Below are 12142 nucleotides of genomic sequence, written 5' to 3' on the forward strand. Positions count from 1 at the left end.
CCGTGACCCACGACACCCGCCTGGAGACCTCGCGCACCATCGCCGCGCCCGCCGCCGACATCTTCGCCCTGCTCTGCGACCCCCACGGCCACGTGGCCGTGGATGCCACCGGGATGCTCCAGGACGCGAGCGGGGACCCGGTCCGCGCCGCCGGGGACAGCTTCGTGGTGCACATGGACCGCGAGTCGCTCAACGACATCCCGGAGATGGGCCGCTACGACGTCACCGTGACGATCCGTGACCTCGAGCCGGACCGGCTGATCTCGTGGACGATCCTGGGCCGGGTGCGCCCGCAGATCGGGCACGTCTACGGCTACCGCCTCTCCCCCGACCCCGAGCACCCCGAGGACCCGGCGCGCACCCTGGTGACGTCGTTCTACGACTGGTCCGACATCCACCCGGACTGGGCGGCCCTGGACATGTTCCCGGTCGTCTCCGAGGCCGCGCTGCGCGCGACCCTGGGGATCCTGGACCGCACGGTGCGCCGCGGCTACCCCCGACCGGAGCAGCCGCGGCCCACCAGCGCCGATTGACGACCAGCGACTAGCGACGCGAGTGGTCGCGGAACCCGCGCCCGGTCTTGCGACCGAGGTAGCCCGCGGTCACCAGGTGCTCCAGCAGCGGGGCCGGCGCGAAGCCGGGCTCGCGGAACTCCAGGTAGAGCTCCCGCTGGATCGCCAGCGAGACGTCGTTGCCGACCACGTCGAGCAGCTCGAAGGGTCCCATCGGCAGCGCGCAGCCCAGCTTCATCGCGGAGTCGATGTCGTCGGCGCTGGCGTAGTGCGCCTCGAGCATCCGCACCGCGTCGTTGAGGTAGGGGAACAGCAGCGCGTTGACGATGAAGCCCGCCCGGTCGGTGCAGCTGACCGCGACCTTGCCGACCTTCTCGCACAGCGCCCGGGTGGTCTCGGTGACCGCCTCGTCGGTGGCGACGGTGGAGACCACCTCGACCAGCTTCATGATCGGCGCCGGGTTGAAGAAGTGCATGCCGACCACGTCGCGGGGCCGGGTGGTCGCCTGCGCGCAGGTGATGATCGGCAGCGAGGAGGTCGTCGTGGCCAGGATCGCGCCGGGCTTGCAGATCTCGTCGAGGTTCGCGAACAGCGTCGTCTTGACCTCGAGGTCCTCCGCGATCGCCTCCACCACGATGTCCACCGACGCGAGCTCGTCGAGCGAGGTGGCGCCGGTCAGCCGGGCGAGCACCTCGCCCTTGGCCGCCTCGGGCAGCTTGCCGCGCTGCACCGCCTTGTCCAGCGACTTCTCGATCGCGGCGCGCACCCCGGCGACCTTCGCCTCCGAGCGCCCGACGTACACCACCTCGAAGCCCGCCTTGGCGAACACCTCGACGATGCCGGTCGCCATCGTGCCGGTGCCGACGACGCCGACCCGGGCGATGTCGTGGCGCAGCTGCGGGCGCGCGTCGGCGGACGGCGTCTTGTCGTCGGGGACCACGACCGGACTGTCGGGACCCTCGTAGGTGTAGAAGCCGCGACCGGTCTTGCGGCCCAGCAGGCCCGCGGTGACCATCTGCTTGAGGATCGGCGCCGGGGCGTGCAGGCGGTCGCGGCCCTGCTTGTACATCGTGTCCAGGATCTCGTACGCCGTGTCGAGGCCGATCAGGTCCAGCAGCGCCAGCGGGCCCATCGGGTAGCCGCAGCCGTAGCGCATCGCGGCGTCGATGTCCTCGCGGGAGGCGTACTTGTTCTCGTACATCGACACCGCGTGGTTGAGGTAGCCGAACAGCAGCGTGTTGGCGATGAACCCAGCCTTGTCGCCGCAGACCACCGGGGTCTTCCCCAGCGTCCGCACCAGCGCGGTGACGTCGTCGAGGACCGACTGCTCGGTGACCACCGTGCGCACGACCTCCACGAGGTCCTGCACGGGCGCGGGGTTGAAGAAGTGGGTGCCGACCACCCGTCCCGGCCGCGCGGTCGCGGCGGACAGGTCGGTCACCGACAGCGAGGAGGTGTTGGTCGCCAGGATCGCGTCGGGGCCCACGATCGTGTCGAGCTCGCGGAAGACCTGCTTCTTGGCCTCCATCGACTCCGGGATCGCCTCGAGCACCAGGTCGGCGTCGGCGAGGTCCCGCAGCGAGGTGGTCAGGGTGATCCGGCCCAGGATCTCCGCCTGCTCGGCCTCACTGAGCTTGCCGCCGCGCACGGCGCGGGCGGTGGAGTGCTCCAGGTGGGCGCGGCCCCGGGCCAGCGTCTCCTCGTCGAGCTCGACACCGACGACGCGATGGCCGGTGCGGGCGAAGACCTCGGCGACCCCGGCACCCATGGTGCCGAGTCCGACGACGCCGATGGTCGTGAAGGGGCGGGAGGCTGCGGGCGTTGCGGGGGCGCTCGTCATGGCGGGGATCATGGCACGTATTACTCAGGAGTAACAGTGACCCGGGTCACCGACCTCGGCTCACCAGAGCGCGATGTCGAGCAGCACCCGCTCCCCCGGCCGCTCCAGGCCGCGCGCCCGCTCGTCGGCGAGCAGCCGCTGCTGCCACGCGCTCGGACGGGCGACCTCGGAGAAGCCCAGCCGCCGGTAGAACGGGGCATTGAAGGCGACGTCGCGGTACGTCGTCAGCGAGAGCCGGTCGTGCCCGGCCCACCGGGCCTCCTCGCGGGCCGCCTGCACCAGCGCGGCCCCGATCCCCTGGCGGGCGTGCTCCGGATGGACGGCGAGCTGCTCGAGGTGGGCGTCCCCGTCGACCACGACGACGTGGGCGAAGCCGACCGGCGGATCCCCGGCCACCAGCACGAAGCCCGGCAGCAGGTCGCGGTCGCGTCCGTCGACGGGCGCACCCCAGCCGGCCTCGCCGGCCGTGACGCCGAGCGCCTCGAGGAGCACCGCGTCGGCAGCGGCCTCCACCGCCGCCAGCCGGCGCAGGTCGCGCGGCGCAGCCGGTCGTACGTCGCGGCGTACCGCGGAGGGCTTCGGGGGCGTGCCCGCGGCGCCCGCCGGGCTGAGGTGGTCGGCCATGCGCAGACCCTACGCGGGCGACCGGTAGCCTCTGCGCACGTGAGACTCGTCGTTGCGAAGTGCCAGATCGACTACGCCGGTCGGCTCACCGCCCACCTGCCGATGGCCACCCGGGTGCTGATGATCAAGGCCGACGGCTCGGTGCTCGTGCACTCCGACGGCGGCTCCTACAAGCCGCTGAACTGGATGTCGCCGCCGTGCACCCTGCGCGAGGGCACCACCGAGGACGGCGTGCCGGAGTGGACGGTCACCAGCACCAAGACCGACGACACCCTGCGGATCCTGCTGGACGAGGTCATCAGCGACTCCAGCCACGACCTCGGCGTGGACCCCGGCCTGCAGAAGGACGGCGTCGAGAAGCACCTGCAGGAGCTGCTCGCCGAGCACCCCGCCACCCTCGCGCCCGGCCTGACGCTGGTGCGCCGGGAGTTCCCCACCGCGATCGGCCCGGTCGACCTGATGTGCCGTGACGCCGACGGCCGCAGCGTGGCCGTGGAGATCAAGCGCCGCGGCGACATCGACGGCGTCGAGCAGCTCACCCGCTACCTCGAGCTGCTCAACCGCGACCCGCTGCTGACCACCAACGGCGCGGTGAGCGGCGTCTTCGCCGCCCAGCAGATCAAGCCCCAGGCCCGGGTGCTCGCCGAGGACCGCGGCATCCGCTGCGTCACGGTGGACTACGACGCCCTGCGCGGCCTCGACGACCCGAGCCACCGGCTGTTCTAAAGCCCCGGAGCCTGACCATGCGCATCTTCCACGTCGCCACCCGCGCCGACTGGGAGGCGGCGCAGGCGTCCGGCGCCTACACCACCTCCACCCGCGGGACGAGCCTCGCCGAGGAGGGGTTCATCCACGCCGCCCGCGCCGAGCAGTGGGAGGCGGTGCACGCGGCGTACTACGCCGACGCCACCGAGCCGCTCGTGCTGCTCGAGATCGACACCGACCTGCTCGACGTACCGGTCGTCGAGGAGCCGCCGACGCCCGGGGCGACGGAGACCTTCCCGCACGTGTACGGCGCGCTCCCGCCCGCCGCCGTCGTCGCGGTCCGCGCGATCTGAGCGGGTCCGGGCCGTCGCCTCCCGTCCGGCCGGCCGGCGCTCAGGCCGGACCGGCCGGGCTGGCGTCGGGACCGGCGTAGCGCAGCCGGACCCGGACGGTGGTCCCGCGGCCCCGCTCGCTCTCCACGGTGACGGTCCCGTCGTGGGCGGCCACCAGCTTCTGCACGATCGAGAGCCCGAGGCCGGCGCCCGGCGCCTGGGTGGCGACCGCGCCCGGGGTGCGGTAGAGCCGCTCGAACAGCCGCGGCACCTCCTCCGGCTCCACGCCGACGCCGGTGTCGCTCACCTCGAGCACCGGGTCGCCGCCGCGCTCGCACACCCGTACCGTGACCCGGCCGCCGGCCGGGGTGAACTTCACGGCGTTCGTCAGCAGGTTCTCCAGCACCTGCACCAGCCGGTCGTGGTCGCCGGAGACCGCCGAGAGCTGCGCGGCCTCGAGCAGCAGCTCGACGCCGGCCGCGCGGGCCGCGGGGGCCTGGTCGCTCGCCACGTGCCCGGCGACCGCCGCCAGGTCCGTCGGGGCGCACTGCACGCGCAGCCGCTCCCCGTCGAGGAACGCCACCGTGAGCAGGTCGTCGACCAGCCGCAGCTCTCGTGCCGCGTTGCGCCGGATGATCTCGACCAGCCGGCGGGCCCGCGCACCCACCTCCTCCTCGGGGAGGTCGGCCAGCAGCTCGGAGCAGCCGATGACCGAGGTCAGCGGCGTGCGCAGCTCGTGGGAGACGGTCGCGATCAGCTCATCGCGCATCCGGTCGGCCTCGGCCTCCATGCGGCGCCGCTCGGTGATGTCGCGCAGTGCCGCCGACACCAGCAGGCCGCTCGCGGTCTCCAGCGGCGACAGCGAGATCTCGACCGGCACCTCACGGCCGTCGCGGTGCACGGCGCACAGCTGGAGCGAGGAGCTCATCGGGCGCGTGCTCGGATGGCGCAGGAAGTCCTCGCGCCGCTGCGGGTGCCTCGCCCGGAAGCGCATCGGCACGAGCACCTCGACCGGCTGCCCGACCAGCTCCTCACGACGATGGCCGAGCACCCGCTCGACCTGCCGGTTCACAAGCACGATCGTGCCGTCCGCGTCGACGATCACCGTCGGGTCGGGGGCCGCGTCGAGCAGCTCCCGGAACAGGCCACTGTCGAGCTCGGGCCGATGCACGCGGGAATCGTACGGGCCCGGCGGTCGGGCCGGTCCTGGCGGGGCGGCGCTCACCCGGCGGCGAGCCCGGCGACCTCCTCGGCGCAGCCCCACGCGAGCGTCACTCCTGCCCCGCCGTGGCCGTAGCAGTGGATCACCCGCCCGACCCGCTCCAGGCGCACGGTGGGGCGTACCGGACGCAGCCCGACGCGGTGGCGCAGCACCCGCGCGCCGGCGATCTGTGGCACGAGCGCGGTGGCACGGCGCAGGATCGAGTCCGCGACGTCGGGGTCCGGCGTACGGCTCCAGACGCCCTCCTCGTCGGTCCCGCCGACGATGATCTCCCGCTCGCGCGGCACGACGTACGTCGGCCCGGCGGCGTCGAGCCACCACTCCTCGAGCCCGACCTGCTCGAGGTGGACGACCTGCCCGCGCACCGGCTCGACCGACCTGTCGGCGGCGAGCAGCCGGGTGCCGATGCCGGCACAGTCGACCACCAGGTCGGCGCCGTCGGGAAGGGCGGCGAGGTTGAGCCGGGTGAGGGTGCCGCCGAGCGCCTCGACGCGTGCGGCGAGCCAGCGCAGGTGCACCGGCATGTCGACCACGGGCGCCACGAACGACCAGCCGCCGGCGTACCCGGGCGGCAGGACGCGCGGGGCCTCCAGCACCGGTACGGCGCCGGCCCACCACGGCGGCCCGGCTGCCTCGGCCAGCACCTCGGTGCCCCGCCGCAGGCGCACCCCGGCGTCCGGGTCGGCCGCGGCCAGCGCCGCGAGCACCTCGCGCGAGCGCGCCGCCCAGGCGGTGACCCGCTCCTGGGGCAGGGCGCGGTAGGGGTACCAGAGCGCCGCGGCGATCGCCGAGGTCGTCTCCAGCGGCAGGTCGCGCGCGACCACGTCGACGCGGTGGCCAGCCTCGAGCAGCCGCACCGCCGATGTCAGGCCGACCACGCCGGCCCCGACCACGATCACCCTGCTCACGAGCTACCTCCGCGGATCGACGCCCTGTCTCACGCCGCAGTCTGGCGCATCGGGGAGGATCAGGCGCCGGCGATGCGCGGCGCGGTCGGGTCGCTGTCGCCGCCGCCCTGCTCGCGCGCGACGTAGTCCTCGAGGTCCTCGACGTCGTCGCGGTTGCGGATCGCCACGGCCAGCAGGTCCGACATCGTCGCGACCTCCTCGACCTGCTCCTTGATGAACCACTGCATGAACTGCTCGGAGGCGAAGTCGCTCTCCTCGCGCGCCACGCGCAGCAGGTCGTTGATCTGCTCGGTGACCCGCTTCTCCTGCTCCAGGGCCAGGCGGATCGGTGCGACGACGTCCTCGAAGTGCGCGACCGGCGCCTCCGCGCCCGGGATCACGACGTCGGCGTCGGTGTCGAGGAGGTACTGCACCATCATCATCGCGTGGTCGCGCTCCTCGAGCGCCTGGGCGTAGAAGAACGCCGCCATGCGCGGCATCGTCAGCGCGTCGTAGTGCACCGCGCAGGCGAGGTACTGGTTGTGGGCGGCGAACTCGTTGCCGATCTGGACGTTGAGCTGCTCGGCGAAACGGGGGGCGACCATCAGTGGGCTCCTGGCTGGAGGTGGACTCGGGAGGAGGCCGCCACGAGCAGAGCGCTCAGGCGACCTCGGCAAGCTTCTTCTTGGTGACCTTCTTGCCGTCGACCCGCACGAGCTTGCGCTTCTTGACCGTATACCCCGGGGGCAGCGTGCCCTCCTTCAGCATCCGCAGCGGGCAGCGCCCGCACTTGGACTTGGACTCGCAGCACTCCATCTTCGGAAGCTTGCGGACCTTCGAGGGGTCCTTCGCCTTGCCCTTCGCCATGCGCAGCACGGTAACAGGCATTCGTTAGGCATGCCTTACCTTTGTCCAACTTTCTGTGGCCCGCGCCACCCGGGCACGGGTCCTGGCGCGCCGGGCGGACCAGGACCCCGTGACCGGGTCAGTCAGTCCAGGTCGTGGGCGCGGCGGATGACCTCGACGATGCCGCCCATGATCTCGGTCAGGCCGAAGTCCTTGGGGGTGTAGACCCCGGCGACGCCCAGCTCGCGCAACCGGCGCCCGTCGGAGTCGGGGATGATCCCCCCGACGATCACCGGCACGTCCGCCAGACCGGCGGCACGCAGCCCGTCGAGCACGGCCGGCACCAGCTCCATGTGCGAGCCGGAGAGGATCGAGAGGCCCACGCAGTGCACGTCCTCGGCCACGGCGGCGCCGACGATCTGCTCCGGGGTCAGCCGGATGCCCTGGTAGACCACCTCGAACCCCGCGTCGCGCGCACGCACGGCGACCTGCTCGGCGCCGTTGCTGTGCCCGTCGAGGCCGGGCTTGCCGACCAGCAGGCGCAGCCGCCCGCCCAGCTCCTCGCCGGTGGCCCGCACCCGCTCGCGGACCGCTGCGAGGTCGGCGCCAGGGGCGGCCACCCCGACGGCGCCGCTGACACCGGTCGGCGCACGGAACTCGCCGAAGACCTCGCGCAGGGTGCCGGCCCACTCCCCCGTGGTCGCACCGGCGCGCGCGGCGACCAGCGTCGCCGCCATCAGGTTCGTGTCGGTCTTCGCGGCGGCCGCGAGCGCCTCGAGGGCGCGGGCGACCTCCGCCTCGTCACGCTGGGCCTTCCAGGCCTCGACGCTGTCGATCGCCGACTGCTCGGCGGCCGGGTCGGCCGCCATGATCGCGGCGTCCAGGTCCGCGGTCAGCGGGGACGGCTCGGTGGTCTCGTAGCAGTTGACCCCGACGATGCGCTCCTCGCCGGACTCGATGCGCGCGCGCCGAGCGGCGTGGCTGGCGACCAGCGCCTGCTTCATGTAGCCGGACTCGACCGCCGCGACCGCCCCGCCCATCTCCTGCACCCGCTCGATCTCCGCGCGGGCACCCTCGACGAGCTCGGCCACCTTGGCCTCGATCACGTGCGAGCCCTCGAAGATGTCGTCGTACTCCAGCAGGTCCGACTCGACGGCCAGCACCTGCTGCAGGCGCAGCGACCACTGCTGGTCCCAGGGACGCGGCAGGCCGAGCGCCTCGTTCCAGGCGGGCAGCTGGAGCGCGCGGGCACGCGCGTTCTTCGACAGCGTCACGCCGAGCATCTCCAGCACGATGCGCTGGACGTTGTTCTCCGGCTGCGCCTCGGTGAGGCCCAGGGAGTTCACCTGCACGCCGTAGCGGAAGCGCCGCATCTTCGGATCGGTCACGCCGTAGCGCTCCGCGGTGATCTCGTCCCACAGCCGCACGAAGGCCCGCATCTTGCAGGTCTCCTCGATGAAGCGCACACCGGCGTTCACGAAGAAGGAAATGCGCCCGACGACCTTCTCGAAGTCGTCCTCGGAGACCTGGCCGGAGGCCTTGACCGCGTCCAGCACGGCAATCGCGGTGCACAGCGAGTAGGCCAGCTCCTGCGTCGGCGTCGCGCCGGCCTCCTGCAGGTGGTAGCTGCAGATGTTGATCGGGTTCCACTTCGGGATCTGGTGGACCGTGTAGGCGATCATGTCGCTGATCAGGCGCAGGGAGTGCTCGGGCCCGAAGACGTAGGTGCCCCGGGAGAGGTACTCCTTGATGATGTCGTTCTGGGTCGTGCCGGCCAGCTGGGCCGCGACCTCCTCGGGCGAGAGATCGGGGTTCTGCTCCTCCGCGACCACCTGGTACATCGCGAGCAGCCACATCGCCGTCGCGTTGATCGTCATCGAGGTGTTCATCTCGGTGAGGGGGATCGAGTCGAAGAGCTTGCGCATCTCCCCCAGGTGCGGGACCGGTACGCCGACCTTGCCGACCTCGCCGCGCGCCAGCGGGTCGGTCGGGTCGTAGCCCGTCTGCGTCGGCAGGTCGAACGCGACCGAGAGGCCGGTCTGGCCCTTGGCGAGATTGGTGCGGTACAGCGCGTTGGAGGCTTCCGCAGTGGAGTGGCCCGCGTAGGTCCGCATCACCCACGGGCGGTCCTTGACGGGACGGTCCGGCCTGTCGTTCTCGCTCATGGGGGAAGGGTAGGACGAGACCTACCCTTTGGTAACTACCTGTGGCCTTTCCGACATTCGCGTCCCAGGTCTGGACATCCGGGCTCTGAGAAAGGTGGAGCCGTCGGGAGCGCATGGTCCTCGCCCCTTCTGGGGAACTGCGTTTTGCTCGGGCGATTAATCATTTCATCCGGGGTAATTTTCAAAATCACCGCTCGGGGTGCAACCGAATGCGTCCCCGGAGCGTCATGGTGGGTAAGAGGAACACACGACGAAGCGCTGGCGGGCGCGCATTATCGAGAGACGGGCGACACCATGGAGATCCACTCGGACGGGCCGGCTCTCGTGCTCAGCGGGGACTTCGACGTCCGCAGCACCAGCAAGGTGCGCCCCGCGCTCTACGCCCACCTCGAGGCCCACGGCGAGGGTGAGGTCGTCGTCGACCTCACCGCCGTGCGGGTCGTGGACCTGACCGCGCTCAAAGTGCTGGCGGTGGCCACCCGCCGCGCACACGAGGACCGGGGCCAGCAGCTGGTGCTGCGCGGCTGCGGCCCCGCCGTACGACGGATGCTGCACAAGTCCCGCCTGATCCGCGTCCTCGAGGTCGAGCGCACCGCGGTCCCCGCCTGACACCAGTCCGATCTCGGCCTGACCACAGCCGGCCGGACCGGACGCCGCCGAGGCGGCGGCCCCGCGCGCGGGCACTAGCCTCATGCCATGGTCAACCTCACCAGGATCTACACCCGCACCGGCGACGGCGGCGAGACCCGCCTCGGCGACATGAGCCTCACCACCAAGAACGACCTGCGGCTGCACGCCTACGCCGACGTCGACGAGTCCAACGCGGTCATCGGCGTCGCGATCGCGACCGGCGGCCTCGACGCCGACGTCGAGCGCGTGCTCACCCGCATCCAGAACGACCTCTTCGACGTCGGTGCCGACCTGTGCACCCCGGTGGTGGCCGACCCGGAGTACCCGCCGCTGCGCATCGAGCAGTCCTACGTCGACCGGCTCGAGGCGTGGTGCGACGAGTACAACGCGCAGCTCCCGGCCCTGCGCTCCTTCATCCTCAACGGCGGCACCCCCGCCGCCGCGCAGCTGCACGTCGCCCGCACGGTCGTACGCCGCGCCGAGCGCGCCGGCTGGGCAGCCTTCGAGGTGCACGGCGAGGTCATGAACAAGCTGGCCCTCACCTACCTCAACCGTCTCTCGGACCTGCTGTTCATCCTGGCCCGCCACGCCAACGGCGCCCAGGGCGACGTGCTGTGGGTCCCCGGCGGCGAGCGGGACTGAGGCGATGACACCCGAGCGGTTCTGGGAGCTCATCGACTCCCTCGGCGGCGTCGCCGACGACGAGACCTGCGAGCGCCTCGACCTGGAGCTCCAGCGCACCGGCGAGGGTGACGCCTTCGCCGACGAGGTCGAGGTGCATGTGGCCGACCTGCTGCGCCACTGCACCGTCCCGGCCGGCATGCCCGAGGACAGCGAGGAATGGCTCGCCGCGGCGGTGGTCGCGGCCGGCCGCGACGCCTACGAGGCGACCATCGCCGCCGGCGGCGAGATCGACGCCGCACGCTGGCGCTGGCGCGACGCCGAGGCGCTGCTGGTCGCCGGGTGGAGCAGCCACGCGGCCGCGGTCGACACCACGCCGCGCGACCACGACCCCGCCTTCCCGGTGACCCTGCAGTGGAAGGTCGCCGCTCCCCCGGTGGGCGTGTACACCAGCCATGGCGTCGACGACCTGGGCGACGACCCCGAGACCGGGGTGGCCACCAGCTCCGACCCCGCCTGGGACCGGGCGCGGCGCTACCTCATGGACGACCCGGGCCTGACCGAGGAGCTGGGTGCCCTCGACTGGCTGGACCTGCACCTCGTGGTCCGCGAGGACAGCGAGGTCGCGGAGCCGGAGCTGCGCCCCTACCCCTCCCCCGACGCGGTGCGCTCGGTCGTGCTCGCGGTGCCGCAGTCGCTGTTCGCCGACCCCGACACCCGCACCGAGGCCTACGTGGAGGCCGTGCAGGCGATGGTCGCGGGGCTCGCCGGGCGCATCCAGCGCTGACCGTCCCGGGGCCGATCAGGCGCGGCGGCGCGCCGACCAGTCGGCCCCGGGCGGACGCGCCTCGAGCCAGGACTGGAAGCCGGTGAGCGAGGCCGTGCTCATCGCGAGCTCGAGCGGGCCGTCCGGGCTCGCGCAGCCGATGATGACGTGGTCGGGGTACAGCGACATCTCCTCGTGACCCTCCGGCACCCGGCGTACCTCGTAGCTCAGCGACGAGCGGTCCCAGCTGCGCTTGGGGCGCGGGGACAGCGAGAAGATCCGGAACCACTCCAGCCGCTCACCGGAGTAGCGGCCCAGGCCGAGCACCCAGCCGCGGCCGGGCCGGTCCGCGCGCATCCGGTAGCTGAGCTCGAAGGTGCCGCCGTCGCGCGAGAGCACCCGGCGTCGGAGCACCAGGGCCAGTCCGTAGGCCAGCACGAGGAGCACCAGGACGCCGGCGATGTCCAGCACCCACTGCCACAGCGGCATCTGCACTCCTGGGGGAAAAACACGTCGACCGGTGTCCGTCACCCTACTGGGCGACAGACACCGGTCGGCGTCGGGGTCGGAACCGGAGGACCGGTCTCCTAGGAGGCGCGCTCCACGGCGCGGATGCGGGCCTCGGCGCGACGGATGTGCGTCTCCGCCTCGCTCGGCTCCACGATGGCGTACGCCGCCTCCAGGTCGGCACGCGCTGCGTCCACGTCGATCTCGTGGGACAGCAGGGCGTGCGGGGACAGGATCGAGACGCGGTCGTCCGCGACGGACAGGAAGCCACCGTCCGCCACGGCGAACACGATCTCGTCACCCGTCGTGATGATCTCCACCACGGCGTCCACGAGGAGCGAGAGCATCGGCGTGTGCCCGGGGAGCACACCCAGATCACCCTCGGTGGTGCGGGCGATGACCATCTCGGCCCCACCCGACCACACCACGCGGTCGGCCGCAACGAGCTCGACGTGCAGCGCGCTGCCGTTGTCCTGGCCGGCCAT

The 12142-nt window shown here is 72.3% G+C and carries 15 protein-coding genes; 6 read left to right on the forward strand and 9 right to left on the reverse strand.

Annotation, left to right across the window (positions count from 1 at the left end; translation table 11 throughout):
• The first annotated feature begins 2 nt into the window (after positions 1-2).
• Entirely contained in the window at positions 3-533 is a 531-nt protein-coding gene (locus tag HBO46_RS14060) for an SRPBCC family protein (RefSeq protein WP_224769078.1), read from the forward strand.
• Between the two features lie 10 nt (positions 534-543).
• Here the strand turns inward: HBO46_RS14060 and HBO46_RS14065 are convergent, their stop codons facing one another.
• Positions 544-2352: a 3-hydroxyacyl-CoA dehydrogenase family protein gene (locus tag HBO46_RS14065; RefSeq protein WP_166140568.1), complete on the reverse strand. Its 1809-nt coding sequence runs from the start codon at positions 2350-2352 to the stop codon at positions 544-546.
• A gap of 60 nt (positions 2353-2412) precedes the next feature.
• Positions 2413-2976 carry a GNAT family N-acetyltransferase gene (locus tag HBO46_RS14070; RefSeq protein WP_166140567.1) on the reverse strand — a complete coding sequence of 188 codons (564 nt, stop codon included), beginning with the start codon at positions 2974-2976 and terminating at the stop codon, positions 2413-2415.
• 39 nt (positions 2977-3015) lie between these two features.
• Here HBO46_RS14070 and nucS point away from each other — a divergent pair, with 39 nt between their 5' ends.
• The gene (gene nucS / locus HBO46_RS14075) at positions 3016-3702 is read left to right on the forward strand and encodes an endonuclease NucS (RefSeq protein ID WP_166140566.1); all 687 of its coding nucleotides are present in this window, start codon (positions 3016-3018) and stop codon (positions 3700-3702) included.
• A 17-nt stretch (positions 3703-3719) separates the two neighbouring features.
• On the forward strand, positions 3720-4034 hold the full coding sequence (locus HBO46_RS14080) for a DUF952 domain-containing protein (RefSeq protein ID WP_166140565.1): 315 nt from the start codon (positions 3720-3722) through the stop codon (positions 4032-4034).
• A 40-nt stretch (positions 4035-4074) separates the two neighbouring features.
• Here the strand turns inward: HBO46_RS14080 and HBO46_RS14085 are convergent, their stop codons facing one another.
• The 5 genes from HBO46_RS14085 to HBO46_RS14105 form a co-directional block, all read right to left on the reverse strand.
• Positions 4075-5184 carry an ATP-binding protein gene (locus HBO46_RS14085; protein WP_166140564.1) on the reverse strand — a complete coding sequence of 370 codons (1110 nt, stop codon included), beginning with the start codon at positions 5182-5184 and terminating at the stop codon, positions 4075-4077.
• A 50-nt stretch (positions 5185-5234) separates the two neighbouring features.
• Entirely contained in the window at positions 5235-6143 is a 909-nt protein-coding gene (locus HBO46_RS14090) for an NAD(P)/FAD-dependent oxidoreductase (RefSeq protein ID WP_166140563.1), read from the reverse strand.
• 59 nt (positions 6144-6202) lie between these two features.
• The gene (locus tag HBO46_RS14095; RefSeq protein ID WP_166140562.1) at positions 6203-6727 is read right to left on the reverse strand and encodes a ferritin; all 525 of its coding nucleotides are present in this window, start codon (positions 6725-6727) and stop codon (positions 6203-6205) included.
• A 55-nt stretch (positions 6728-6782) separates the two neighbouring features.
• The gene (locus HBO46_RS14100; protein ID WP_166140561.1) at positions 6783-6989 is read right to left on the reverse strand and encodes a hypothetical protein; all 207 of its coding nucleotides are present in this window, start codon (positions 6987-6989) and stop codon (positions 6783-6785) included.
• 122 nt (positions 6990-7111) lie between these two features.
• On the reverse strand, positions 7112-9133 hold the full coding sequence (locus HBO46_RS14105; RefSeq protein WP_166140560.1) for a protein meaA: 2022 nt from the start codon (positions 9131-9133) through the stop codon (positions 7112-7114).
• A gap of 294 nt (positions 9134-9427) precedes the next feature.
• On the opposite strand from HBO46_RS14105, the gene HBO46_RS14110 reads away from it, so the two are divergent.
• From HBO46_RS14110 to HBO46_RS14120, 3 genes are all read left to right on the forward strand, one after another.
• Entirely contained in the window at positions 9428-9742 is a 315-nt protein-coding gene (locus HBO46_RS14110) for an STAS domain-containing protein (RefSeq protein WP_166140559.1), read from the forward strand.
• Positions 9743-9829: 87 nt separating this feature from the next.
• On the forward strand, positions 9830-10405 hold the full coding sequence (locus HBO46_RS14115; protein ID WP_166140558.1) for a cob(I)yrinic acid a,c-diamide adenosyltransferase: 576 nt from the start codon (positions 9830-9832) through the stop codon (positions 10403-10405).
• Positions 10406-10409: 4 nt separating this feature from the next.
• Positions 10410-11171: a hypothetical protein gene (locus HBO46_RS14120; protein WP_166140557.1), complete on the forward strand. Its 762-nt coding sequence runs from the start codon at positions 10410-10412 to the stop codon at positions 11169-11171.
• Between the two features lie 15 nt (positions 11172-11186).
• Here HBO46_RS14120 and HBO46_RS14125 read toward each other — a convergent pair whose 3' ends face one another.
• Complete coding sequence (locus HBO46_RS14125) at positions 11187-11639, reverse strand: DUF2550 domain-containing protein (RefSeq protein ID WP_166140556.1); 453 nt, start codon at positions 11637-11639, stop codon at positions 11187-11189.
• Between the two features lie 98 nt (positions 11640-11737).
• Entirely contained in the window at positions 11738-12142 is a 405-nt protein-coding gene (locus HBO46_RS14130) for a F0F1 ATP synthase subunit epsilon (protein ID WP_166140555.1), read from the reverse strand.

This window comes from Nocardioides ochotonae (assembly GCF_011420305.2).
GTDB lineage: Bacteria > Actinomycetota > Actinomycetes > Propionibacteriales > Nocardioidaceae > Nocardioides > Nocardioides ochotonae.

Excerpts from the sequence above, each read along its gene's own strand:
- HBO46_RS14065 (WP_166140568.1), bottom strand. The coding sequence starts at position 2,352 with ATGACGAGCGCCCCCGCAACGCCCGCAGCCTCCCGCCCCTTCACGACC.
- HBO46_RS14070 (WP_166140567.1), bottom strand. The coding sequence starts at position 2,976 with ATGGCCGACCACCTCAGCCCGGCGGGCGCCGCGGGCACGCCCCCGAAG.
- HBO46_RS14080 (WP_166140565.1), top strand. The coding sequence starts at position 3,720 with ATGCGCATCTTCCACGTCGCCACCCGCGCCGACTGGGAGGCGGCGCAG.
- HBO46_RS14095 (WP_166140562.1), bottom strand. The coding sequence starts at position 6,727 with ATGGTCGCCCCCCGTTTCGCCGAGCAGCTCAACGTCCAGATCGGCAAC.
- HBO46_RS14100 (WP_166140561.1), bottom strand. The coding sequence starts at position 6,989 with ATGGCGAAGGGCAAGGCGAAGGACCCCTCGAAGGTCCGCAAGCTTCCG.
- HBO46_RS14105 (WP_166140560.1), bottom strand. The coding sequence starts at position 9,133 with ATGAGCGAGAACGACAGGCCGGACCGTCCCGTCAAGGACCGCCCGTGG.
- HBO46_RS14110 (WP_166140559.1), top strand. The coding sequence starts at position 9,428 with ATGGAGATCCACTCGGACGGGCCGGCTCTCGTGCTCAGCGGGGACTTC.
- HBO46_RS14115 (WP_166140558.1), top strand. The coding sequence starts at position 9,830 with ATGGTCAACCTCACCAGGATCTACACCCGCACCGGCGACGGCGGCGAG.
- HBO46_RS14120 (WP_166140557.1), top strand. The coding sequence starts at position 10,410 with ATGACACCCGAGCGGTTCTGGGAGCTCATCGACTCCCTCGGCGGCGTC.
- HBO46_RS14125 (WP_166140556.1), bottom strand. The coding sequence starts at position 11,639 with ATGCCGCTGTGGCAGTGGGTGCTGGACATCGCCGGCGTCCTGGTGCTC.
- HBO46_RS14130 (WP_166140555.1), bottom strand. The coding sequence starts at position 12,142 with ATGGCCGGCCAGGACAACGGCAGCGCGCTGCACGTCGAGCTCGTTGCG.